18 protein-coding genes are annotated in these 23,536 nt (G+C 71.0%); 8 read left to right on the top strand and 10 right to left on the bottom strand.

All coding sequences use genetic code 11. The features are described from left to right. Positions 1 to 70: 70 nt before the first annotated feature. Positions 71 to 733 (bottom strand): DedA family protein, encoded by a 663-nt coding sequence (locus tag ACFY3I_RS05925; protein ID WP_365289228.1) that lies wholly within the window; start codon positions 731 to 733, stop codon positions 71 to 73. 288 nt (positions 734 to 1,021) lie between these two features. Between ACFY3I_RS05925 and ACFY3I_RS05920 the strand changes: the two genes are divergently transcribed. Then, positions 1,022 to 1,801, top strand: coding sequence for a hypothetical protein (locus tag ACFY3I_RS05920; protein WP_390859532.1), 780 nt, complete (start codon positions 1,022 to 1,024; stop codon positions 1,799 to 1,801). A 61-nt stretch (positions 1,802 to 1,862) separates the two neighbouring features. Here ACFY3I_RS05920 and ACFY3I_RS05915 read toward each other — a convergent pair whose 3' ends face one another. Then, positions 1,863 to 2,360 (bottom strand): hypothetical protein, encoded by a 498-nt coding sequence (locus tag ACFY3I_RS05915; protein ID WP_390859531.1) that lies wholly within the window; start codon positions 2,358 to 2,360, stop codon positions 1,863 to 1,865. Positions 2,361 to 2,454: 94 nt separating this feature from the next. On the opposite strand from ACFY3I_RS05915, the gene ACFY3I_RS05910 reads away from it, so the two are divergent. Beyond that, positions 2,455 to 3,957 carry an MFS transporter gene (locus tag ACFY3I_RS05910; RefSeq protein ID WP_390859530.1) on the top strand — a complete coding sequence of 501 codons (1,503 nt, stop codon included), beginning with the start codon at positions 2,455 to 2,457 and terminating at the stop codon, positions 3,955 to 3,957. An 86-nt stretch (positions 3,958 to 4,043) separates the two neighbouring features. Here the strand turns inward: ACFY3I_RS05910 and ACFY3I_RS05905 are convergent, their stop codons facing one another. The 3 genes from ACFY3I_RS05905 to ACFY3I_RS05895 form a co-directional block, all read right to left on the bottom strand. Beyond that, positions 4,044 to 4,301 carry a hypothetical protein gene (locus tag ACFY3I_RS05905; RefSeq protein ID WP_390859529.1) on the bottom strand — a complete coding sequence of 86 codons (258 nt, stop codon included), beginning with the start codon at positions 4,299 to 4,301 and terminating at the stop codon, positions 4,044 to 4,046. Positions 4,302 to 4,506: 205 nt separating this feature from the next. After that, complete coding sequence (locus ACFY3I_RS05900; RefSeq protein ID WP_390859528.1) at positions 4,507 to 5,517, bottom strand: amidohydrolase family protein; 1,011 nt, start codon at positions 5,515 to 5,517, stop codon at positions 4,507 to 4,509. A gap of 47 nt (positions 5,518 to 5,564) precedes the next feature. Continuing rightward, a complete protein-coding gene (locus ACFY3I_RS05895) occupies positions 5,565 to 7,193 on the bottom strand; it encodes an FAD-dependent oxidoreductase (RefSeq protein WP_390860090.1) in 1,629 nt (542 codons plus the stop codon). A gap of 295 nt (positions 7,194 to 7,488) precedes the next feature. On the opposite strand from ACFY3I_RS05895, the gene ACFY3I_RS05890 reads away from it, so the two are divergent. Then, the gene (locus ACFY3I_RS05890) at positions 7,489 to 8,793 is read left to right on the top strand and encodes a cytochrome P450 (RefSeq protein WP_390859527.1); all 1,305 of its coding nucleotides are present in this window, start codon (positions 7,489 to 7,491) and stop codon (positions 8,791 to 8,793) included. Positions 8,794 to 8,801: 8 nt separating this feature from the next. Here ACFY3I_RS05890 and ACFY3I_RS05885 read toward each other — a convergent pair whose 3' ends face one another. Further along, positions 8,802 to 9,539, bottom strand: coding sequence for a VOC family protein (locus ACFY3I_RS05885; protein ID WP_390859526.1), 738 nt, complete (start codon positions 9,537 to 9,539; stop codon positions 8,802 to 8,804). Positions 9,540 to 9,892: 353 nt separating this feature from the next. Here ACFY3I_RS05885 and ACFY3I_RS05880 point away from each other — a divergent pair, with 353 nt between their 5' ends. The 4 genes from ACFY3I_RS05880 to ACFY3I_RS05865 all read left to right on the top strand — a co-directional run bounded on the left by ACFY3I_RS05880 (position 9,893) and on the right by ACFY3I_RS05865 (position 16,461). Then, positions 9,893 to 10,522 (top strand): hypothetical protein, encoded by a 630-nt coding sequence (locus ACFY3I_RS05880; protein WP_390859525.1) that lies wholly within the window; start codon positions 9,893 to 9,895, stop codon positions 10,520 to 10,522. Positions 10,523 to 10,778: 256 nt separating this feature from the next. Next, positions 10,779 to 11,816, top strand: coding sequence for a TIGR01777 family oxidoreductase (locus ACFY3I_RS05875; RefSeq protein ID WP_390859524.1), 1,038 nt, complete (start codon positions 10,779 to 10,781; stop codon positions 11,814 to 11,816). A 688-nt stretch (positions 11,817 to 12,504) separates the two neighbouring features. After that, on the top strand, positions 12,505 to 13,320 hold the full coding sequence (locus tag ACFY3I_RS05870; RefSeq protein WP_390859523.1) for an SAM-dependent methyltransferase: 816 nt from the start codon (positions 12,505 to 12,507) through the stop codon (positions 13,318 to 13,320). Positions 13,321 to 13,611: 291 nt separating this feature from the next. Further along, positions 13,612 to 16,461, top strand: coding sequence for a TIGR03767 family metallophosphoesterase (locus tag ACFY3I_RS05865; protein ID WP_390859522.1), 2,850 nt, complete (start codon positions 13,612 to 13,614; stop codon positions 16,459 to 16,461). 116 nt (positions 16,462 to 16,577) lie between these two features. Here ACFY3I_RS05865 and ACFY3I_RS05860 read toward each other — a convergent pair whose 3' ends face one another. From ACFY3I_RS05860 to ACFY3I_RS05845, 4 genes are all read right to left on the bottom strand, one after another. After that, complete coding sequence (locus tag ACFY3I_RS05860; RefSeq protein WP_390859521.1) at positions 16,578 to 17,171, bottom strand: hypothetical protein; 594 nt, start codon at positions 17,169 to 17,171, stop codon at positions 16,578 to 16,580. A gap of 25 nt (positions 17,172 to 17,196) precedes the next feature. After that, entirely contained in the window at positions 17,197 to 17,877 is a 681-nt protein-coding gene (locus ACFY3I_RS05855; protein ID WP_390859520.1) for a hypothetical protein, read from the bottom strand. Positions 17,878 to 18,040: 163 nt separating this feature from the next. Further along, the gene (locus ACFY3I_RS05850; RefSeq protein ID WP_390859519.1) at positions 18,041 to 19,936 is read right to left on the bottom strand and encodes a hypothetical protein; all 1,896 of its coding nucleotides are present in this window, start codon (positions 19,934 to 19,936) and stop codon (positions 18,041 to 18,043) included. A gap of 208 nt (positions 19,937 to 20,144) precedes the next feature. Continuing rightward, entirely contained in the window at positions 20,145 to 22,121 is a 1,977-nt protein-coding gene (locus ACFY3I_RS05845) for a hypothetical protein (protein WP_390859518.1), read from the bottom strand. Positions 22,122 to 22,554: 433 nt separating this feature from the next. Here ACFY3I_RS05845 and ACFY3I_RS05840 point away from each other — a divergent pair, with 433 nt between their 5' ends. Beyond that, complete coding sequence (locus ACFY3I_RS05840) at positions 22,555 to 23,421, top strand: alpha/beta fold hydrolase (protein WP_390859517.1); 867 nt, start codon at positions 22,555 to 22,557, stop codon at positions 23,419 to 23,421. Positions 23,422 to 23,536 lie beyond the last annotated feature (115 nt).

The raw sequence follows: 23,536 nt of genomic DNA, 5'->3' as shown, positions 1-23,536 counted from the left end.
GTCCGGTACATGTGCGCGGGGGCGTGGGGCGAGGCCGGGCGAACGGCACGGCCTGGTCGGGAACGCGGCGTCACGCCCGCTCGTGACCGGTGCGGCGGCGCGCGCGGCGGAACTCGGCGGCCAGCGGGATCAGCGACACGACGACGATCAGGGCCACGATCGGCAGCAGGTAACGGTCGACGTTCGGGATCGACGAGCCCAGCGCGTATCCCGCGAGGGTGAGGCCCAGGCTCCACACGAGCCCGCCGACGACCTGCCACAGCGTGAAGGTCCGCACCGGTACCTCCAGCGCGCCCGCCATCGGGTTCAGCACGGTCCGGACCACGGGTACGAAACGGGCCAGCACGACGGCCTTCGCGTGCCCGTACCGCTCCAGCAGCTCCTCGGCGCGTTTCGCACCCTCGTGCAGGCGCTGCGAGCGGCTGCGTGCCAGCAGGGCCCCGCCCGCCTTCCGGCCGAGCAGATATCCGCACTGCGCCCCGGCCAGCGCGCCGATCGCCGCCGCTGCCAGCAGCGGCCCCAGGGACAGGTGCACGCCCCCGCCCGCCGTGCCCGTGCACAGCAGGCCGGCCGTGAACAGCAGCGAGTCGCCCGGCAGGAAGAAGCCGATCAGCAGGCCCGTCTCGGCGAACATCACCACGCCGACGCCCAGCACACCGAAGGCGGCCAGCAGCGAGTGGGCGTCGAGCACGTTGACGGCCAGCTCTGACGCGAGGGGGAACGGTGTGGTCATGGTCGAGATCCTTTTCCTGCGGACGATCCCACGCGAGCGGTGCGGCGACTACAGCCTTGTAGACCGCACGGGAGAACTGTAGACGATCGAGCGGGGTGCGTGCGGTAGCCGTTCCGGCGCGAGGCGCCCGTATATCAGCAGCAAAACCGGTTTGACCAGGGGATTCGTCGACGCGTTCAGGTTGTGGTCAGGTTCGCCGCACCGCTGTGAAAGTCATTCACCGCAACGCCCAAAGCATTGGCAAAGGCCTCTGTGGCGACGGGAGCCCGCCGTGTCATCGTGCGGGCCATGACCACAGAGCACCTCCTTCACGACCGACCGCTCGCCCGCCACCGCGCCCTGGCGATCAAGGTGCCGGAAGTGACCGTCTACTTCTGGATCATCAAGGTGCTCACCACCGGGATGGGCGAGACCGCGTCGGACTTCCTCGCCCACGTGTTCGGCCCGATACCCGCGGTCGCGCTCGGGGGTCTCGCCCTCGCGGCGGCCCTGACCGTCCAGTTCGCCGTCCGCCGCTACATCGCGTGGGTCTACTGGACGGCGATCGTCATGGTCAGCGTCTTCGGAACCATGGCCGCCGACGTCCTCCACGTAGGCCTCGGCGTGCCCTACGCGCTGTCCACCCCGGTCTTCCTCGTCGCCCTGGTCGCGGTGTTCGCCCTCTGGTACGCCGTCGAGCGCACCCTGTCCATCCACAGCATCCGCACCCGCCGCCGCGAGGTCTTCTACTGGGCCGCCGTCCTCGCCACCTTCGCCCTCGGCACCGCGGCGGGCGACCTCACCGCCACCGCGGGCCTCGGCTACCTCGGCTCGGCCGTCCTCTTCGCCGCGGCGATCTGCGTGCCCGCCCTGGCTCACCGCGCCCGGGCGCTGGGCGCCGTGACCGCGTTCTGGTCGGCCTACGTCATCACCCGCCCGCTCGGTGCCTCCCTCGCCGACTGGATGGCGGTCGGCCACGACAGGGGCGGCCTGGGCCTCGGCCTGGGACCGGTGACCCTCGCCTGGACGGCGGCCATCGTCTGCTTCGTCGGATACCTGGCCGTCTCACGCCGGGACGTGCAGGGCTGAGGCGCCGGGCCCTCCGTGAGGTCGGTCCCGAGGTGTCCGTCGGTGCGGTGGGCGCCGTGGATCAAGGGCCGATGGTGACGAAGGTGTCCGCGATGCGGTCGGCGTCGGTCGGGTGGGCGGCGAGGGCGATGATGCGCCAGGTGCCCGAACCGTCGCGTCGGACCTCGAAGTGCACGCCGAGACGCTCGATCTCGGTGTCGTCGGCGGTGCGGCGCGACCAGATCACGTCGATCCCGGCGGAATGCGAGCCGTACGCGGTCACCCGACTGTCCGGGACCTCGGTGTGGGTGTAGCCGGCGGCCTTCAACGGATCCTGCTGCGCGGCCAGGCACGCCAGGACCGCGTCCGCGTCGGGGCACCAGCCGTGCACGGCCCGGGCCGGGTCGGGGTCGTCGACCGAGACGCTGAGCGGGGGCATCCAGTAGGTCAGCACGGACCGGGGGTCGGCGGACGGGTCCGCGGCCGCGGCGGTCCAGGCGGGGAGGTACACGTCGAAGAACCAGTCGCGGGCCTCTTCGGCCGCACGGGCCGCGATGTCCTCGTACCGTCCGCGCTCCACTTCGTTCCTCCGCCTCTCCGACGGCGGCGGGGAGCCTTCGTCAGGCTGCCGTTCTCCGCTGGTGCGACACGTGTTGACTGCATAGCGTGATCTTATGATCGCAGAAACGGACCGCCCCGCCCTCGACGACCGGCGGTGGAAAGCGCTCGGGGTCTGTCTGACCGCGGGCTTCATCTCGCTGCTCGACGTCTCGATCGTGAACGTGGCCCTCCCCTCGATGGAACGCGGGCTCGGCGCCTCGGAAGCCGCCCAGTCCTGGGTGGTGTCCGGGTACGCCCTCGCCTTCGGGCTTGCCCTGGCGCCCGCGGGACGCCTGGGCGACCTGCGTGGGCGACGGCAGGCCCTGCTGTTCGGCCTCGGCGTCTTCACGGCCGCGTCGGTGGGGTGCGGTCTCGCTTCCGGCGCCACCTGGCTGGTGGTGTTCCGCCTCGTTCAGGGCGCGGCAGCCGGTGTGGTGGCACCGCAGATCTCCGGGTTGATCCAGCAGATGTTCCACGGCGCCGAGCGGGCCCGCGCCTTCGGTCTCCACGGCAGCGTCGTCGCCGTCTCCACCGCGGTGGGCCCGCTCGTGGGCGGGCTGCTGATCCAGGCCTTCGGCACGGACGACGGCTGGCGCTGGGTGTTCTTCGTCAACGTACCCATCGGGGTGGCCGCCCTCGTCGCGGGGCATCGGCTGCTGCCCCGCTTCCCCCAGCCGACCGGCAGGGTCGAGAAGTTCGATCCGCTGGGCGTGCTGCTGCTCGGCACGGGCGTGCTCGCGGTGCTGCTTCCCCTGGTCCAGGAACAGCAGTGGCAGGGACGGGCGAAGTGGGCGCTGCTCCCGGTGGGCGCCGTCCTGTTGGGGGCGTTCTGGGTGTGGGAGAGGAACCTGGGCCGCCGGGGCAAGGCACCGCTGGTCGACCTCGGGCTCTTCACCCTGCGGTCGTTCACGCTCGGCACCCTGATCAGCCTCACGTTCTTCGCCGGGCTCACCACCATCTTCTTCGTCCTGTCCCTCTTCCTGCAGAACTCCGAGGCGTACAGCGCCCTCGGCGCCGGGCTGACGATCCTGCCGTTCGCGGTCGCGTCCGCGGTGGGCGCGGCCTGCGGGGGACGACTGGTGCTGCGCTACGGCCGGAGCCTGGTCGTGATCGGCCTGAGTGCGGTGGTCCTCGGGCTGTTCGGTGTCGTGTTGGCCGTCCGGCAGGTGCCCGGCGAAGGCGTCGGCTGGGCCATGGCACTGCCGTTGGTCGTCGCCGGGATCGGTTCCGGTCTCACGGTCTCGCCCAACACGACTCTCACCCTGATGCTCGTGCCGGTACGGCGGGCCGGTGCGGCCGGCGGGGTGATGCAGACCGGCCAGCGCATCGGCTCGGCCGTGGGCATCGCCGTGGTCGGCGCCGTGTATTTCGCCCACCTCTCCAACCACGGCCCCGCGACGACGGCCATTGAGCTCGGGTTGCTCACCGCCATGGGGATCATCCTCGTCGCCCTGGTCCTCGCCGTGGTCGACCTGCGTGAGCGCCGGGCGCGGCCCGGCGGGAACGACCTCGCGGCGGCTCCGCAGCCGGACGTACGGGAGAGCGGACCCGGCGAGAAGGCGGGCCAAGGGGTCTGAGAACGGGCCCGGGAACGGGCCGGGCCCGAGGCCGGAAGGGCCTCGGGCCGGGCGGTTCTCAGCGGCAGCGGGATGACGGCCGTGCGTCAGCCTTTCGAGGCGCACGGCAGTTGCCGTGCCGCGAAAAGGACCATCGTAATCTTCAGCGCGGTCGAAATGGTCAGGGCCTGCAGGAAAGGCATACCCATGAGCCAAAGTGCCACCATCATGACCGTGAGGACCAGGAGAATCGGGAGCAGGTTTGTGCGCGAGGCCGCGGAACGCAGGAAATTCGTGCGTGTGCGCTGCTGATCGGCCGAATCGATCGCCCCGACGCGGATCTCTTCTTCGTCTACGTGCGGCATTCTCTTTCCTTCCCGCGGGCTCGTTTCCGCTAGCGAGCCTAGGTAGGGCCCGGCCGGGGTGCCACCGGTGCTACGCCGACCACGCCGATGTCGTCCCGTCGATGAAAGGGCAGTGCCCCTTCGCGTCGGTTCCGCGTCCGCGGACGAAGGGGCACTGCCGTTGCACCGGTTGCCGAGAGTGGCCGTGCGGCGGTTGCGGGCGGGCTCAGGCGGGTGCGAGCGCGGGCAGCAGGCGCAGGGCGTTCCCGCGGTTGATGTGGCCGCGTTCCTGTGCGCCGAGGGCGGGATCCGCGTCCAGGGCGGGGGTGGTCACCTCGGTGACCACCCGAGTGGGCGTGGGCGGCCAGTCGCTTCCGTACAGGATCCGGGAGGATCCCGCGGCGGCCAGCAGGGTGGGCGTGGCCGACGGGGACATGGGCGCGGCCGTGTCGTAGTAGAAGCGGTGCAGGTAGTCGCGGACGCGGCCGGGGTCGACGGCGGGGACCAGCTGGCGCCCGAAGACCTCGATGCGGCCCGCGATGTAGGGCAGGTAGCCGCCCCCGTGCGGGAGGATGAAGGTGAGCCGCGGGAAGCGGTCCAGCGTGCCGTTCATGATGAGGCTGAGGGCGGCGCGGGTGGTGTCCATGAGGAAGTCGCACACGAACGGCGGAACGCCCGCGGGGGCGCCGGTGGTGTTCACCTGCATGGGGTGCGTGCTGATCACCGCGGCGCGTTCGTCCAGTTCCGCCATGACCGGGTCGAGGGCGGGGTCTCCCAGGTAGGTGTCGCCCGTACTGGTGCGCGCGCTGACGCCCACGGCCCCGAGCTGGTCCATCCCGTGCGAGACGGACCAGCGGGAGAGTTCGGCGTCGTCGAGGAAGAGGGGCGTGAAGAAGGCGAAGCGCCCCGGGTGTCTGGCGACCAGGGCGCCGGCCGCGTCGAGGGAGACCCGGGTGCTCTCCTTGCGGGCGGCCGCCTCCTTGAAGCGGCCCAGCATGGCGACGGTGAGGACGCTGGTGCGTGTACCGGTCCGGTCCATCAGGTCCAGAGCGGCGGCTTCGTCCCACCGGGTCCACGGCGGCAGGCTGTCGCGGCCGGCGACCCCGTTCTCCTCGGCCCACCGCACCCACTCGGGTGCGGTGTAGTGGTGGTGGACGTCGATTCGTTCGTTTCGTGCGTCGTCGCTCGCACCCGTGCGGTCGGCTATGTGGCCCGGCGCCTGCAGGTCGGTGGACATGTGAGGGCTCCCTACGGTGAAAGGGTCCGGAGGCTTGGGAGAACGGGTCAGCGGCTGAGGATGCCTTCGAGGACGCCCGTCAGTTCGGCCGTGGGGTTCGCGGGGAGGCCCGCGGAGCGCCAGGCGACCATTCCGTCGGGACGGACGAGCACCGCACCCTGCGCGGTCACGCCGTGGACCTCGGCCCAGTCGGCGCCGCCACCGGCTTCGCCGCCTCCGGCGGACGTGGTGTCCAGGTCGAAGTCCGGGCCCGCGCCGACGCGGTAGGACACCAGCGGTACGCCGAACTCGGCCGCCGCCGCCTGGGCGGCCGACTGCCAGGGCCCGTCGGGAACTCCGGAGAGCAGCACGAAGGACCGCTCGTACAGGTCGACGGTCGACTTGGTCTCCCCGTCGTGCACGACGGGCATGTGCGGCGCCCGGGTGCCCGGGTCCGCCTGCAGGTGGAGTGTCTGCGGGATGGTCGGCGCCTCGGTGTCCGCTCCGGACACGGCCGTGGAGAGGTAGCGGTAGCCGAGGGCCACGGTCATCAGGTCCGTGCTCTGGCCAGGGCCCTGCGCGTTGGCGTACCCGGGGTGCTCCTCACGGGCTGCCTGCTCGATGGCCCGCGCGATGGTGGCCAGGGCGACCGGGCGCCGTTCGCTCTCGTAGGTGTCCAGCAGGCCCTCACCCGCCCAGCCGTGCAGCACCGCGGTGATCTTCCAGGCCAGGTTGTGAGCGTCCTGGATGCCCGTGTTGGACCCGAACGCGCCGGTGGGGGGCATCTCGTGGGCGGAGTCACCGATGAGGAAGACGCGCCCCTTGCGGTAGCGGTCGGCGACCCGGTCCGCCGCGTGCCACGGGGCACGGCCGGTGACCTCCACGTCCAGGTCCCGCACGCCGGCGGCGGCCCTGATGTGGTCCCTGACGCGCGTGTCGGTGAAGTGCTCGAGCGTCTGGCCGCGCTCGGGGAACCACGGGATGTGGAAGACCCACTTCTCCTCGTTGTCGACGGGCAGCAGGACCCCGTCGCCCTCGTCCCCGTTCAGGTAGCAGACGAGGAAGCGCTGGTCGCCCACCACCTCGCGCAGGAGCTTGCTGCGGAAGGTGACGCTGACGTTGTGGAACAGGTCGCCCCCGCCGCTCTGTCCGATGCCCAGGCTTTCGCGTACGGGGCTGCGCGGCCCGTCGGCCGCCAGCAGGTAGGCCGAGCGCATCGTGTAGGTCCGGCCGCTCTCGCGCTCGCGCAGTTCGCACGTGACGCCGTCCCGGTCCTCGGTGAAGGAGACCAGTTCCGTCCCGAAGCGCACGTCCCCGCCGAGCTGTCGGGCGTGGTCGAGCAGGACCGGCTCCAGGTCGTTCTGGCTGCACGCGCACCTGTTGGTGGAGCACATGTCCTTCTCGGGAGTGCCGCCGGTGAGCCGGGCCGACAGCCAGCGGCTGTCACCGCCGGACAGCCTGTCCGTCTGCATGATGCCGTGATTGCGGGACAGCGGAGCGGCTGCCTTCCTGATGTCCGGCTCCACGCCGGCGGTGCGGAACAACTCCATGGTCCGCATGTTGTTCCCCCGGCCCCGGGGGTGTTCGGAAGTGGCGGCCCGGCGTTCGGCGACCATGTGGCTGACGCCCAGTCTTCCCAGAAACACCGACGCGGACAGTCCGACAAGCGAACCGCCCACGATCAGTACCGGCACCATTTCTTCGTCGCGTCTGTCCACGGCCGTCCTTTTCCATTGACCCGGCGGAATGTGGGGCAGCGAATCGCACTCATGGCGGCCCTCGTTCCGAACCTGTCATACGGCCACCGGGTCGGCAATCGAGCCTTACCTCAGACGGCGTACTCGTCAGGTGCGTGCCCTTACCGTGCCGATGAGGTCGGCCAGCGTCAGAGTGAATCGCGTTTTCCCGCTACGAGGCGCGTCAATGCATTTCCTTGTTGCAGCGCTCGGCCGACTTGTGCCACCGCGGAAAGAGAAGAAGGAAGGGCCGTCGATGACTCAGTTGCAGGAGCAGGAGACCGCGGACGAGACAGCCCGGGCAGTGGACGCGGCGTCCCGCGGGTGCCCCGTGTACCGGTCCAACCCGCACCCGCTGTACCAGCACCTGCGGGAGAACGCGCCGGTCTCCCGTCTCACTCCGCCCCACGGTGTGGACTCGTTCCTCATCACGCGGTTCGAGGACGCGAAGGCGGCGCTGGCCGACCCGCGGATCAGCAAGGACATGTACGCGGCCATCGACGCCTACCGTTCCATCTTCGGCGACTCCTCGATCGCCCTGGACGACAACATGCTGTTCGCCGACCCGCCGAAGCACACGCGGCTGCGCCGGATCGTCAGCCGTGCCTTCGTCCCCCGCCGTATCGAGGCCCTGCGCCCGCGGGTCCAGGAGATCACCGACGCGCTGCTCGACCGGTGCTCGACCCTGGAGCCCGTCGACCTGCTGTCGGCCTTCGCGTTCCCGCTGCCCCTCCAGGTCATCTGCGAGCTGATCGGCGTGCCCGAGGAGGAGCGGCAGGAGGTCCAGCGGCAGTGCAGCGTCGTCGCGCGCACCGGATTCAGCAAGAAGGACAAGGACCGGCTCAACGAGGCGGAGACCGCGCTGCGCGAGTACTTCGAGGTCCTGATCGCCCGTAAGCGCAAGGCCCCCGAGGACGACCTGCTGAGCGTGCTCATCCAGACGAGCGACGAGCAGGAGTCACTGACGGACGGCGAGTTGCTGTCCACGCTGTGGGTCCTGCTGTTCGCCGGCCACAAGACGACCGCCTACCTCATCGGCAATGCCGTCTACACCCTGCTCACGCATCCCGAGCAGCTCAAGCAGGTGATCGAATCGCCGGAACTCCTCCCGAACGCCGTCGAGGAGATCATCCGCTTCGAGGGCTCGGTCGAGAACGCGACCTTCCGGCACGCGCTCGAGGACATCACCATCGCGGGGACACTCATCCCCAAGGGTTCGCTGGTGCAGATCGCGGTCACCTCGGCCAACCGGGACGCGGCCGCGTTCGACAGCCCCGACACCTTCGACATCACCCGCCCGGGCGTGCAGAGCAACCATCTGGGATTCGGTACGGGGCCGCACTACTGCCTCGGCGCCCCCCTGGCCAGGATGGAGATGCAGATCGCGCTGACCTCGCTCTTCCAGCGCTTCCCCGAACTCGCCCTGGCCAAGCCCGCCGACGAGGCCAAGTGGCTGACCGTCCCGTTCCCGGCGTTCCGCGGCCTGACGGAGCTGCCGGTGGCGCTGTCCCCCTCCAGGCTCGTGAACGACTGGGCCTCCGGGATGCCCCGTACCGACTGACTCCCCCCTCACCGCCGCGCGAGCACCCGGAACTCGTTGCCGTCGGGGTCGGCCAGCAGCACCGTGCCGCCCCCGACGCGCGCGGAGTCGAGACGCGTGGAGTCGAGACGCCTCGCGCCGAGGGAGAGGAGCCGTTCGACCTCGGCCTGCTGGTCGCCGTCCGGCGCGAGGTCCAGGTGCAGGTCCCTGCCCGGGTCCGGCATGAGCGGCGGACCGCCCCACGTGAGCTTCGTACCGCCGTCCGGTGACTGGACGGCGGTCTCCTCGTCCTGGTCCCAGACCAGCGGCCAGCCCAGCGCCGCGCTCCAGAAGTAGCCCACCGCCCGCGAACCGTCGCAGGCGAGCGCTCCGAGGCGGCCGCAGCCGGCGAGGAAGTCGTTGCCCGGCTCGATGACACAGAACTCGTTGCCCTCGGGGTCGGCGAGCACCGTATGGGACGCGTCGGGTCCCTGGCCGACGTCACAGTGCCGTGCGCCGAGTTCGAGCGCCCTGGCCACGGTCTCCTGCTGGTCACTTGCGGAGGAACTGGGCAGGTCGAAGTGCAGCCGGTTCTGGGCGGTCTTGCGGGACTCGGCCGGACGGAAGCCGAGGCGGTAGCCGGCGTCGTTCCCGGACAGCAGGGCGACGCCGTCGAAGGAGTCGTCGGCCTCGTCGGCCCGCTTGAGTCCGAGGAGGCCGGACCAGAAACGCGCCAGGTGCTCGGGCCGGTGCGCGTCGAAGGATATTGCGAAGAGTCGGCTGCTCATTGCGCCACGCATCCTCGGTCCGTTGACTGCCGACGGCCGGCAGGGCGCCGTCCCGGCGCCTCGACCGGGGATCCTACGGGCGGCCCGCCCGCCGCCGCAGCCGAGTTTTCCTCAACCGCGGCGGCGAGGTCCGGTACCGCTCGGTCATGGCCGTCCGGCGCCGGAGCAGCGGCCGGGAGCGCGGACACCGCATCCTGCTGCGGGCGCGACATGTGGTCGCCGTACCATCGGAAGACGATCCACAGGTTCCGTGACATGGCCTGATGCCCGCCTGCTGCCGTGCACCGCGACCAGCGGTGCGGTCGTCGAGGGCGCCGGCCCGGGCGGGGAGCCGACAGCAGGGACAGGCAACGTTGAGCGAGCAGCGCGACCCCACCGCCTCCGCAGATCAGGGCGCCAGGGCATTCATACCGGACAGTTCCACGCTGCACCGCCGTCGCCGGAGGGCGGTCAGGCAGTTCGCCCTGTGCGTGATCGTGCTCGTTCCCTGGACGGTCTACCTGGCGGTCTCGCTGCCCGACCGCTTCGAGGCCCGGTACTGGCCCCTGGTGTGGGTGGGCTTCGACATCATGCTGCTCGTCTCGCTGGCCGGCGCCGGGGCGGCGTTCTGGCTGCGCCGGCAGGCCCTGGTCCCGCTGTCCTTCGTGGCTGCCACACTCCTGGTCTGCGACGCCTGGTTCGACGTCTCCCTGAACGTGGGGCGAGGGGACGTGTGGGGAAGCGTGGCTTCGGCCGTGCTGGTGGAGCTGCCGCTCGCCCTCCTGCTGGTCCTGCGCGCGCGACGGGTGCTGAAGGTCTCCGCTCGGCTGGCCTGGCAGCGGCTGGGGCTGACCGGTGAACCCCCGCCGCTGTACAGGATGCCGCTGTTCGTCGCCCTGGCGTCGTCACGCGTCACCCGGTCGGACGTGGAGGACGGCAAGGGCGGCGAGGGCGATCAGTGTGACAAGGGCGAACAGGACGGCAAGGGCGACAAGGACGCCTGACGGCAACTGGCTCGGTCGAGACTCCCACGGGCAGGGCGCGGTGACGCCGGGTATCAGGCTGTCGCGATCGTCATCGGTGCGGTGGGGGCTGGGCAGCCGAGGCCGGGTGGCGGGGGGCTGGGCGGCCGGGGCGACGCGCCGTCATCCACCCGGAATCCGGGACGCCGTGTCTCCCCGGGCCGTTCCGAACCTTTTATTGAACGCGTTCAAAAAATGGGGCTACGCTGATGTCGAACGAAGGAGCCCTGGAGGTTCGATGAAGGTAGTGCTGCCCGGAGGAACCGGACAGGTGGGCGCGATCCTCGACCGCGCGCTGACGGCCGCCGGCCACGAGGTCACCGTGGTGACCCGGCGTCCCGTGCGAGCGCACGACATCGGATGGGACGGGGCCACGCTCGGCCGGTGGGCGGCGGCGATCGACGGCTGCGACGTGGTGATCAACCTTGCCGGGCGCAGTGTCTCCTGCCGATACACCCCCGAGAACCTGCGAGCCATGATGGACTCCCGGGTGGACTCCACGCGGGTCGTCGGCCAGGCCGTCGCCGCCGCCGCGAGGCCACCTCGGGTCTGGCTGCAGATGAGTACGGCGACGATCTACGCGCACCGCTTCGACGCGGCGAACGACGAGGCGACCGGAGTGATCGCGGGCTCGGAGACCGGTGTGCCGGACTACTGGGCCTACAGCGCCGAGATCGCGCGGAACTGGGAACGGGCGCAGAGCGAGGCTCCCACTCCCGAGACCCGCAAGGTGGCGCTGCGTTCGGCGATGGTCATGAGCCCGGACCGGGGCGGTGTGTTCGACGTGCTGTCGATGCTGGCCCGCCTCGGACTGGGCGGGCCGGTGGCCGGCGGCGCCCAGTACGTCTCGTGGATCCACGACGAGGACTTCGTGAGAGCCGTCGAGTTCCTGATCGCCCGGGACGACATCGAGGGTCCGGTGAACCTGTCCGCACCCGGTCCGCTCCCGCACCGGGACTTCATGCGGGCGCTGCGCACGGCCTGGGGTGTCCCGGTGGGGCTGCCCGCGACCCGCTGGATGGCCGAGGTGGGGGCGTTCGCCCTGCGCTCGGACACGGAACTGCTGCTCAAGAGCCGTCGCGTGGTGCCGGGCCGGCTGCGTGCGGCGGGGTTCGAATTCGCCTGTCCCGAGTGGGAGCCGGCCGCCGGAGACCTCGTGCGGCGGGCGAGGCTGCTTCGCACGGCCTCCGGGCGGGCCCGCGGATCGAGCGGCCGAGCCCGGGAGGCGACCACCGGAGCCGGAGCGGAGGAACGGCGCCGTCCCGCGGAGTCCTGATCGTCCTTCGGGAACTCCCTCCCCCTCGGGCCTGGTTGACCGTCGCCGCCCGCTGACACCGACGGCGGCCGCCGCGCCGGGGCGTCCCAACTCCGGTCCGGCACCGCCTTTTCCGCCCTGGTGACCGCTCAGACGTTTCTTCCTGATAATTTCAGCAGCGCGGGTATCACCCTGGTGGTCACGTCAAGTGGCTGTCAGAGTGGGGTTGTTGGCAACTCCTCGGGAGGTTGGGCGTGAGCGGGGCCCGTTCCAGCGCCGGCGCGGCGAGAAACCCGCGCACGGTTCGTGGGTGTTTGGTGGAGGACATACGGATACGGGCCGTACGCCAAGTCCCCGACCACGCCTACGCCGTACCGCGTGGCGGGTTGCCGAGAAGCAGCGAGAGCGCGCCGGTGAACCGCGTGAGGCTCCGGCAACGGCCGCGCGCTCGCACGCTGACGGAGCGGGAGGACGCTCCCTACGGGCAGGCGCCCCACTCCGGAGGTCGCGTGCCGGACCGGCGGCCGACAGCCCCGGCCGGACCGGCGCCCGCGTGCGTGCCGGAGGGCCCCGCCGTATTCGTTCGCCGGCCGAGGAGGGCCCGGCGGAACTCTTGGCCGCCGGGTGACCGGCGGCAGGTGGAAGGGACGACGACACCGGTCCCGTTCCTGGCCTGCGGGCCGTCAGACACACGCGCGAAGGGGAGAACATGACCACCAGCCAGGCCGGCCGGGAACTCGACACGAGCAAGGCGCACTCGGCCCGCATGTACGACTACTTCCTCGGTGGCAAGGACCACTTCGAGATCGACAAGGCGGCGGCCCTGGTCGCCGCCGAAGCGCACCCCGGCATCTACGTGACCGCCCGCGAGAACCGGGCGTTCATGCACCGGGCCACCGGGGTCCTGGCGCAGGAGTACGGCATCCGCCAGTGGCTCGACATCGGCACGGGCATCCCGACCGAGCCCAACCTGCACCAGGTCGCCCAGTCGGTAGCGACCGACGCGCGTGTCGTGTACGCCGACAACGACCCCCTCGTCCTGAAGTACGCCGAACGCCTCATGCGCAGCACGACCCAGGGCCGCACGGCCTACGTCGAGGCCGACATCAGGGACCCCGACGCGCTGATGAGCGCCGTGGAGGATGCGGAGGTGCTGGACTTCGACCAGCCCATCGCCCTCTCCCTCAACGCGCTCATGCACTTCATCACCGACCCGCACGACCCGTACGCCATCATCCGCCGGCTGCTCGATCCGCTCCCCGTCGGCAGCGCCCTCGCCATGAACCACTGCACGCCCGACTTCGACCCCGTCACCTGGAACAAGGTCGCGGAGGTCTACACCAAGTCCGGGGCCCCCGTGCAGTTCCGTTCGCACAGCGACGTTCGCCGTTTCTTCGACGGCCTCGACCTGATCGAGCCCGGCATCGTGTGCTGCCACCGTTGGCGGCCCACCGTTCCGGCCGACGGCACGGAGCCCACGGACGCTCAGATCAGCCTGTTGGCGGGCGTGGGCATCAAGCGCTAGCCGGGCCGGCCGGCGGTTCGAGCGGCCGGACTCCCGCGCCGGTCGGCCGAGTTGCCGGTCCAGGGGCTCAGCCGGTGCCGGGCTGCCGACCCCGCCTGCTCCAAGGATGCGGAGCAGGCGGGGATGAAGGCGGACGGCGCCCGGGCAGGGCCGCGCATTGCGTGCGCCGCCGCCGGTCTCCACCGCGATGTTCCCCCGACCGGCCGGTCAGGTCACGTCCGTGGAACGAGGCGGAACGGAATGGAACGCCGCAACAGGAGACGGGGTTGGACCTCTCCTGGGAGACATGGCGTGGGTATCTCACGAAGAACGCTTCTGACGACGACCGGTGTGAGCGTGGTGGCGGCGGCCATCGACGCCGGCGGTTTCCGTGCCGCCGCCGAAGCCGCGACCTCGGTCGGCACCGGCAGAGCGGCGGCGGCCGCGTCGGACGCGCGGATCGTCACCACGTGGGACCAGACGGTGCAGCGGGCGAGTTACGCCCAGGGCGCGGGATACCAGCGGCTCGTCGCCGGGCCGGGGGAGCCGCACACCATCCGTACCGATCTCTGGTCCCGCTTCGGCCCTCCGACGCTGGCGCTGGCGACGTTCGCGCAGATGACCGACCTGCACATCGTGGACGACCAGTCGCCGGCCCGCCTCGAGTTCATGGACCGCTACGCCGACGCCGGGGCCCCGCACTACGGCTCGTACCCCACCGATTCGGCCTACCGGGGCCACGAGTTCCTCTCGACCCAGGTCGTCGACGCGATGTGCCAGGCCATCGCCGGGATCGGCAAGGGCCCGCGGAGCAGGAAGCCGCTGCAGTTCACCATCGTCACCGGCGACGCGATCGACAACTGCCAGCACAACGAGAACCGCTGGTACATCGACCTGCTCGACGGCGGCCAGACCATCGTCCCGGACTCCGGCCAGATCGGCCTGGACCAGAGCTTCGCCGGCGGCGTCCTGACCGGCGGCGGCACCGCGGACGACCACTACTACTATCCGTCGGTGCCGCCGCAACAGGTCCCCGGCAACCGGTACACCGGCACGTCTGGGCTCGGATTCCCCTATGTTCCGGGGCTGTTGAACGCGAGCGGAGTGGTGGGCGCGGCTCGTCGCCCCTTCGTCTCGCACGGCCTGGGCATGCCCTGGTACGCGGCGTACGGCAACCACGACGGGCTGTGGCAGGGCAACGAGCCCATCGACAACAACCTCATCGACGTCCAGGGCATGACGACCGGCTCGTCCAAGACCACCGGTACCTCCGCCGACCTGCCGGACGACTACAGCGACCTCGGCACCTTCGGCAAGCTGATGGTCGCGTGGGAGCTGGAGGGGACCCGGGTCGCCGCGGACCCCAACCGGCGGCTGCTCACCCGCAAGGCGTTCATCCAGGACCACTTCAACACCGCGGGTCTGCCGGTCGGTCACGGATTCCAGGGCGTCGGCGTCGACAAGGCCTACTACGCGATCCCGTCGGGCTCCGGTGACCTGGTCCGCTACATCACCCTGGACTCCACCAACACCAACACCGACGGCTTCGGCTCCGGCGCCGCCGGCGGGTCGATCGACACCGACCAGCTCAACTGGCTGGAGCAGCAGCTCAGGGCGAACAGCTCACGCTACATCGACACCAACAACCGGATCGTCACGCAGAGCGGTGTGCAGGACAAGATGTACGTCCTGTTCTGCCATCACACGCTCAACACCATGGACAACCTCGACGACGGCATCTTCGGTGGCATCTTCGGCGACCGGCACACCGGGGACGAACTCAAGTCGCTGCTGCTGCGCTATCCGAACGTGATCGCCATGGTCAACGGGCACACCCACGCCAACAAGATCGTCCCCCATCCGACGCCGTCCTCCAGCCCCATATCCGGCGGCTTCTGGGAGATCTCCACGGCCTCGCACATCGACTGGCCGATCCAGAGCCGCATCATCGAGATCATGGCGAGCCCCGACGCGCAGAACGCGGGCGAGTTCGGCTCAGCCGCCGGCCCCGCCACCATCTCGATCTTCACCACCATGGTCGACCCCGCCGCGCCGCTGTCCTTCGGGGGTGACACCAGCACCCCCGCGCAACTCGCCTCGCTGGCGCGGGAGCTGGCCACCAACGACCCGCAGGAGGTGAGCCACGGCATCACCAACCGGATGGGCGTCAACCAGGACCGCAACACCCAGCTGCTGCTGCCGGCGCCCTTCCCGCTGCACGCCCCGCACCCCCTCGGTTCCCCGGTCGCCGCGGCGCGCAACAAGGACGGGCGGCTGGAGCTGTTCGGCACGGACGCCCAGGGCAATCTGTGGAACACCAGCCAGCAGACGGCCGGCGGCAGCCTGCAGGCCTGGACGAAGCTGGCCGCCGGCCCGGGATGGCAGTCCGTCACCGCCAGTACCCACCAGGACGGCCGGGTCGAGGTGTTCGCCATCGACCAGAACGGCTACGTGACCCGTCGCGCGCAGACCAGCGCGGGCAGCAGCACGTACACGGCGCCCCAGCAGTTCGACTCCGGCTTCACCTCGGCGACCGCGGTCCAGGACCAGTGGGGCGGCATGCAGGTCTACGCGACCCGCGCCGACAACACCATCCGCCACCGCTGGCAGGACTTCCTTAACGACGACACCCCTTCGAACGGCTGGTTCACGCCCTGGACCCAGCTCGGCGGCACCGCCATCCAGCTCGCCGTCGAGACCGGTGCCGACGGGCGTGCCGTCCTGGTCGCCATCAAGGAGGACGGTCTCCTCATCCAGCGCCGGATGAACGTCCCCAACGCCCAGACGGAGAGCGAGTGGGGCGGGGTGCTGCCCGTCGACGGCATCCTCGACTCCGTCGACATGGCCCGGAACCTCGACGGACGTCTGGCGATCTTCGGCACCAATCCCGACGGGATGCTCTGGCGCCGCTTCGAGACCGCCCCGGCGAGCGGCACATGGCAGTCCTGGGCCCAGATCCCGACCCTGTCCGGCACCACCACCCTGCGCATGCGCCACGTCTGCGCGGAGCGGAACGGGGCCGGGAAGATCGAACTGTTCGCCGTCGACGACACGGGCACGCTCTACCACAGCTCGCAGACCGACGCCAACAGCACCACGTGGTCACCCTGGGAGTCGTGCCAGTTCCAGCTGCGCTCCACCCACACCTTCGTGGGGCTGTGACGAGCCCGGACCCGGCGACACCGGGCCCCTCCCGTTCCTCCGCCTGAACGCAGGCGCCGGCCCCACCGCACAGCGGCGGGGCCGGCACCTGCGCCCTGCACCGACTCCGTTCCGCCCTACTCGGTGGCCGCCGTCGAAGGGCGTCGAATCTCCAGGACGACGGCCGTTCCGGCGACCGTTCTGTCCTCGTGCATCGTGATCACCTGTCCGGGCTCGAGGTGCTGCCACCGCGAGGGGTCGAGAGGAGCGAGCCGCACCGAGGACCGCCCACCAGGCGCCAGGAAGGGCATGAACTCCACCCAGATTCCGGCGATGTTGAGAGCGGGCTCGCCGGTCGGGGTGCGATTTCCGATGTTCCACATCGGTCGCAGAACACCGGCACCGTCGAAGGGGCATTGCCGTCGAGACGTAGAGGCCGGCCGCAGGGTGAGGTCGGCCCGAATGATGCCGTTGCGGGTCTCGCAGCAGCGCCAGTGGCACCAGGCCGCGCTCCTCTCCAGGCGCATCTGCTCGGCTGCGGTTGCCATGGTCTCCCAGAAGCCGACCGGGAGCGAATGGACGTCGCCGAGTTCCTCCAGCAGCCCGAGGGCCACCTCCCACTCGTCTTCCCCGAGGTACTCCCAGACGTCCCGCACCGTGATGTCGTTCTCCGTGGCGATCTCCTCGGGGACAAGCAGAGTCGCGGCTTCGAGCAGCTTGAGGACGTCCATCCCCCGATTCTGGCCCAGGGGCTCCTTAAAGTCCCCAGCTGTCGCTGTCCTGGACGCCTCCTCGCAGGCCCCACTCGTCCAGGCCCGAGTAGATCAACGCAGTGCGGCCCCGCGGATAGGAGAGGGCCTCGGCCTCCCCCGAATGGATCGCCACAAGCGAGTCGGCTCCTCGCCACCAGGTGTCGGCCAAGCCCCTCACTTCGCGCACCGGCTCGTACCCGTCCAGCACGATGCCGTCGACATCGTCCCCGGTGACCTTGACGATCTGCTTCGCGCACACGGACGCGTGGTGAGCCAGCGCGAGTGATTCCACCCAGCCGGCGACGGTGGCATGGAGGGGCACCCACCCACCCGCGTGAATGCCGAACTCACCCGACGGCCCGATCATGAACGAGTACGGGACGGCGGTCCGCTGCATCCCGGCTTCGAACGACCACCCAGCGGAGGTCGAGCCCTCGGGCGAGTCCGCCTGGAGGTACCTGGGGCCGCCGTCATATCGCGGTGAGGGGGGCAGTACCAGGCCACCCCACTGCTCCTCGTAGGCCGCCATCCGGTCGATGACCGCCGCCGGGACGTCCCGCTCCAGCCACCACCGCCGGTGCTCCTCGATGGGCCGGATGTCGACCTTGACACCGTGCGCGCGGACGAACGACCGGGCTCGCAGAGTCAGGCCATCAGGAACATCGTCGAAGAGGTTGAGATTCACCGGGCTGACGCTACCCAGTACCCGGGGGATCGCCGACGGTGGGCCGCTCATCGCCCCCTGCGGGAACAGGGTCTGCACTCCGTGCAGGTTCAGTTCCGGATCACGCGCCGTCCGCTTCGCGACCGTGCGCCGCAGGTCGTGCGGGAACGGTACGGACGTACCGTCACGTGGGCCAGTAGGAGCACCGTAGGCCCGTGTGCACGGCGTGGCGCAGGTGCTCGCCGATGAACGGGTCGGCGTCCGTGACCCGTTGCATCACGCGGCGGATCGCCTTGCCCACGGCGATCCGTGCTCGTTCGTCCTCCTCGGCGAGGCGGTGCCGGCGCCCACCCGGTTCTGGGGCGGCGGCCGACCGGCCCACCGGCCGCTCGCGTTCGCGGCCCGGAGCGTCCTCGTGCTCGTCCCGTGGCTCCGGATCGGCCTTCCCGGTCCCGGCACGCTCCGAGAACGCGGTCCTGCCGGCCGCCCCCTCAAGGGCGGTCAGCCCCGCCACCAGGTCCACGGCCCGGATCTCCTGACGCGGGTTGGAGATGAGGACCGCGAGGTGGAACATCCCGATGCCGTGCTCGACCAGGACGCTCCGGCCGCCCAGAGCGATCCGCCATCTACGGCCCTGACGGACACAGGTCGCCTCCGCCTCCGACGGCTCGTCCGCCGCGGTAGCGGGCGGCTCGTCGCCCCGCAGCGCCGCGGCCTCCTCCGCGGCGGTCGCCAACTCCCGCCTGGCGGCCACGTCGTCGCCCGGACGGGCCCGGCCGGCGAGGGCCCGCGCGAGCAACTGCCGGGACGCCATGACCGCGGGCCAGTGCGCCAGGGCGAGGTTGTGCCGCACCGCCGTACGGAGGTGTTCCACGGCCCTGTCCAGATCTCCCGTGGTCAACGACGCGACCCCGAGAGCGTGCTGCACCGAGCCGAAGCAGGTGACGGCGAGGCTGCCCGCCATCGGCAGGTGGGCGAACGGCTTGAGCAGGTCGTACGCCCGTGCCGACGTCTCGACGTCGGCAAGCAGGTGGGCCGCCTGCACGACACCGTTCATCGTCACCAGCCAACTGCTGGAACGCGGCAGGCCGGAAAGGTCGCGGCCGCACAGGGTGGCCAGCGCGCCGACCGCCGTGCGCCGGTCCCCGGCCACCGCCGCGGCCACCGCGAGCGCGGCCAGGCCATGATTGTCGACCGGGCTGAGCTTGGGAGAACGCACCAGGTCCCGGAGGAGCGGCAGCAGTTCCGCGACGCGTCCCTGGTACCACCGGATCGTCAGCAGCTGCCCGTCGAGCCAGACCGTGGCGTCCACGTCACCGGCGGCGGCCCCGTGCTCCGCACACGCGCGTGCGAGTGTCTCGGCCTCGTCGAGGCGTCCCGCCCGCACCGCGAGCATGACCTCGATGGCGCTCACCACGAAGCCGACCGCGAGGTGGTCCCGCTCGGCCAGCAGCTCCCGCAGCTCGGCCAGGCAACGCCCCGCGTGCGGATCGCCGTCGAGGAACAGGTCGACCGTCTGCCACAGCAGGCCCATCAGCAGATCGCTGCGGCGGGACGTCCGGAAGCTCTCCGCGACGAGATCGACCGACAGTCTTCGGCGTAAGGCGCTGTGATCCGGGCCGAGCACGCAGTGGTGGGCGAGGCTGAGGGCCTCGGCCCGCGCCACCGGATCGGCGGTCAGCCCGGCCTCGTCGAGCAGGGCGAACATCGCGGCATGCCCACCGGTCCGGTAGTCGCTCTCACCGGCGAGGCGGACCCGCAGGCGCAGCGCGAGGGGGGAGTCCGGGGCGAGCAGCGACAGGGCGTGAAGCAGCCGTGACCGCAGCAGTGCGGACCCCGCGACGGTGCGGTGTTCGTGGACCCAGAGACCGCCGAAGCCGAGCGCGGCCATGGCCATCGCCCGGCCGTCACCCGTCGACTCGGCGCTTCGGTAGGCCGCGTCGAACCACCGCCGGCCGGTCCGCAGGTCACCCTCGTCGACGAGCGCCCGGGTGGCCGCCGCGAGCAGCGTCTCAGGGCCGCCCGCCGGCTCGGCGCCGCGTCCCGTCGGGCCCGGACCGTCCTCGACCGGTGCGTCCATCGCCGTCCTGGCTCCACTTCACTTCCCGGCGGGCCGCCTTCCCGTCCGGCGCCTTCCCGCTGACTTCCGGTATCCACCGATACCCCGACGCGGCCGGTGCGACAGATTCCCGGCCACGCCGGATTCTGCCGCACCGGCCACCGCACCCCGGTGACCGGGAGCGTCCTCCAGCGGCCGGGACCGGGGGCCGGACCCGGGTTCTGGAGGGTCAGGCGGGCCAGTAGGAACAGCGCACCCCGGTGCGCACCGTGAGCCGCAGATGTTCACCGATCACCGGATCCGCCTCCGCGATCCGGTCCAACGCCCTGCGGATGGCCTTCCGCACCGCGACCCGCGAGCGCTCGTCGCCCTCGGGAAAGCGGCGGACGCGACCACCCATGCCGGTGGCGCCCGCCAACTGGCCAACCAGCCAGTCGTGTTCGACCCGTGCGGCAGCGGCGCGCTCCGGTTCGCCGGCCGCCTCGAGCTCGTCCAGTTCGGCGCGCAGCCGGGCCAGCCGGTCGCGGTACTCCCGCGTCGCCACCTGGTCCAGTACCGGCTGCCCCGACAGGGCCGTGTGCTCGGCGGCCCCGTTGAGCGAGGTCAGACCCGCCACCAGGTCGACGGCGCGGATCTCCTGACGCGGGTTGGCGATCAGCACCACCAGATGCAGCATCCCCACGCTGTGCTCCACCAGGACCCGGCGCCCGCCGAAGTCGATCCGCCACTTGCGTCCCAGCCGGGTACAGAGCAACGCGGGCTGGACCTGGCCGTGTCCGCCCCGTCGGCCCGCGCCGTCGCTCCCGTCGGGCTCCGGCGACGCCGGCGGTCCTTCCTCGGCCGCCACCGCGAACTCCCGGCGGACGGCGTCCGCTTCGGCCTGCCGGCCGTTGCGTTCGAGCGTCTCGGCGAGCCGGTCCGCGGAGGCCCTGACCGCGGGCCAGTGCGCGAGGGCCAGATTCTGCCGTACCGCGTCCCGCAGATGGGCCACCGCCCGGTCGACGTCTCCCAGGGTCAACGCGGCGACCCCCAGGGCGTGCTGGGCCGAACCGAAACAGGCGATGGCGAGGCTGCCCACCATCGGCAGATGACCGTAGGGACTCAGCAGCTCGTAGACCCGCGCCGCCGTGGCGGTGTCGTCGAGGAGGTGGGCGGCCTCCGCGACACCGTGCATCGTCACCATCCAACTGCTCGACATCGGCAGGTCACCGAGGTCGCGGCCGCACAGCATGGCCAGCGCACTGGCCGCCTTGCGCCGGTCCCCGGCCGTCGCCGCGGCCACCGCCAGCGCGGCCTGCGCGTGATCGTCGACGGCGCTCAGCGTGGGGGAGTTGACCACCTCGCTGAGAAGCGGCACGAGTTCGACGACCCGGCCCTGGTACCAGCGGATGGTCACCAGTTGCGCGGCATGCCAGACCGTGGCGTTGACGTCACCGGCGGCCACTCCGCGTTCGGTGCACGCCGCGGCCAGGACCTCGGCCTCGTCGAGCCGCCCCGCGCGGACGGCGAGCATGACCTCCATCGCGCTCACGACGAAGCCAACCGCGAGATGGTCCCGCTCGGCCAGCAGACCGCGCAGCTCCGCCAGACAGCGCTCCGCGTGCGGGTCACCGTCCAGGAACATGTCGACCGTCTGCCACAACAGGCCCATCAGCAGATCGCTGCGGCGGGAGGTGCGGAAACTCTCCGCGACCAGGTCGGCGGCCAGCTCCCGGCGGAGGGCGCCGTGCCGCGGGCCGACCAGGCAGTGGTGGGCGAGGCTGAGAGCCTCCGCGCGCGCCATCGGGTTCTGCCGCGACCTGGCCTGTTCGAGCAGCGCGAGTACCGCCGAGTTGTCCCTGCTGCGGTAGTCGCCCTCACCGGCCAGCCGGATCCGCAACCGCAGCGCCAGGGAGGACCGCGGGTCGATCGACTCCAGTGCCCGGCGGATCTGCGACTCCAGGAGTACCGAGCCCGCGACCGTCCGGTGCTCGTGCGCCCACAGGCCGCCGAAACCCAGGGCGGCCACCGCCATCGCGTGTTCGTCGCCCATGGAATCGGCGAGCCGGAAGGCGCGTTCGAAGCGGTCCCGGCCGGTGCGCAGGTCACCGTCGTCGACCACGGCGAGGGTGCCCTCCGCGAGCAGGTCCCGAAGGTCGCCGGACCGGGGGGCGCCGGGTCCGGCCGGACCGCGTGCGTCCCGCACAGGCGCATCGACATTGTTCACGGCTGTGCTTCACTCCTGGGTGCACTCGGTCAACGCCAGGGGAGGCCGGCCGGACCGCCGCGTCGGTCGTGATCGGTGGCCTTGCCACAGGCGGGGGACGACGGTGTGTGAGCCTAACGCAGAGTCCGTGACGGGGGAACAGCCATGACCTGTACGGGATGTGGACATCGCGCCACGTGCGGCTTCGACGGGGCCGAGCGCGACGGCGGGCCCGCCCACGGCCCAAGGCCGGGGACCGGCCCGTGTGATCCGCGAGCCCTCCGGTGGAGTCGCCCGGATAACCGGCTCTCGCGTTGTCCTCTCCCCGGGTGAGGTCTAGCGTGGAAACGGTGATTCGGGCCATATGTCGTGGGGCATCGCGCCGTCCAGGAAGATCTCACTCCGGCTCTGCGGTGTTCCGCAGTCCCGCGCCGAACGGCGCTTGGAGGTCGATGTGCTTCCCACGCACCACAGGACAGCCACCATCCACGGGCAGAAGGTCTTCTACCGCGAGGCGGGACCGGGTGACGCCCCGGTCGTGGTGCTGCTGCACGGATTCCCGAGCAGCTCGCACATGTTCCGCCACCTGGTACCCGCCCTCGCCGACGACTACCACGTGATCGCGACCGATCACATCGGGTTCGGACACTCGGCCATGCCGAAGGTCGACGCGTTCGGATACACCTTCGACAACCTGGCGAAGGTCACCGCGGGGTTGCTCGAGCATCTCGGCATCAACCGCTTCGCCGTCTACGTCCACGACTACGGCGCGCCCATCGGGTGGCGCCTCGCGGTCGATCCGGCCTTCGACGTCACCGCGATCATCTCGCAGAGCGGCAACGCGTACATGGAGGGCTTCGCCAAGCCCTTCTGGGACGACCTGTTCGCGTACGCCACCGACCCCGGTCGGGAGACGGAACCGGGCGCCAGGGCGAAGTTCAGCCCCAGCACCACTCGTTGGCAGTACGAGAACGGCGCCCCGGACCCGAGCCTGGTGAGCCCGGACACCTGGACCCTCGACCAACTGCTGCTGGAACGGCCCGGCAACGACGAGATCCAGCTGGCGCTGTTCCGCGACTACCCGACGAACATCGAGGGGTACCCGCGGCTGCAGGAGTACTTCCGGAAGAGCCAGGTGCCACTGCTCGCCGTATGGGGCGAGCGGGACGAGATCTTCGGGCCGGACGGCGCACGGGCGTTCTCCCGTGATCTGCCGGACGCCGAGGTCCACCTGCTGCCGGCCGGTCACTTCGCCCTGGAGACACACCTGGACGCCATCAGCGGATACATCCACGGATTCCTCGGGCGGGTCCTCACGTGAACGCGGGCCGTGCCCGACCGGCGACCGCGTCGATCCTCGACGCACCGGGCCGCCCTCCCACGGAATGAACGCGCCGTATGGGCGGGGCCGCCGGCCGCGGTCCCGCCCACACGGT

The sequence above is a fragment of the Streptomyces sp. NPDC001068 genome (assembly GCF_042897315.1).
Classification (GTDB): Bacteria; Actinomycetota; Actinomycetes; order Streptomycetales; family Streptomycetaceae; genus Streptomyces.
The sequence above is the reverse complement of the archived record's forward strand: the minus strand, read 5'-3'. Positions and strand labels throughout refer to the sequence as shown.

Bases quoted from the DNA above. Each gene is read 5' to 3' on its own strand.
- ACFY3I_RS05885 (WP_390859526.1), bottom strand. From the start codon at position 9,539: ATGAGCAGCCGACTCTTCGCAATATCCTTCGACGCGCACCGGCCCGAG.
- ACFY3I_RS05925 (WP_365289228.1), bottom strand. From the start codon at position 733: ATGACCACACCGTTCCCCCTCGCGTCAGAGCTGGCCGTCAACGTGCTC.
- ACFY3I_RS05870 (WP_390859523.1), top strand. From the start codon at position 12,505: ATGACCACCAGCCAGGCCGGCCGGGAACTCGACACGAGCAAGGCGCAC.
- ACFY3I_RS05895 (WP_390860090.1), bottom strand. From the start codon at position 7,193: ATGGTGCCGGTACTGATCGTGGGCGGTTCGCTTGTCGGACTGTCCGCG.
- ACFY3I_RS05920 (WP_390859532.1), top strand. From the start codon at position 1,022: ATGACCACAGAGCACCTCCTTCACGACCGACCGCTCGCCCGCCACCGC.
- ACFY3I_RS05875 (WP_390859524.1), top strand. From the start codon at position 10,779: ATGAAGGTAGTGCTGCCCGGAGGAACCGGACAGGTGGGCGCGATCCTC.
- ACFY3I_RS05850 (WP_390859519.1), bottom strand. From the start codon at position 19,936: ATGGACGCACCGGTCGAGGACGGTCCGGGCCCGACGGGACGCGGCGCC.
- ACFY3I_RS05905 (WP_390859529.1), bottom strand. From the start codon at position 4,301: ATGCCGCACGTAGACGAAGAAGAGATCCGCGTCGGGGCGATCGATTCG.
- ACFY3I_RS05910 (WP_390859530.1), top strand. From the start codon at position 2,455: ATGATCGCAGAAACGGACCGCCCCGCCCTCGACGACCGGCGGTGGAAA.
- ACFY3I_RS05890 (WP_390859527.1), top strand. From the start codon at position 7,489: ATGACTCAGTTGCAGGAGCAGGAGACCGCGGACGAGACAGCCCGGGCA.
- ACFY3I_RS05900 (WP_390859528.1), bottom strand. From the start codon at position 5,517: ATGTCCACCGACCTGCAGGCGCCGGGCCACATAGCCGACCGCACGGGT.
- ACFY3I_RS05860 (WP_390859521.1), bottom strand. From the start codon at position 17,171: ATGGACGTCCTCAAGCTGCTCGAAGCCGCGACTCTGCTTGTCCCCGAG.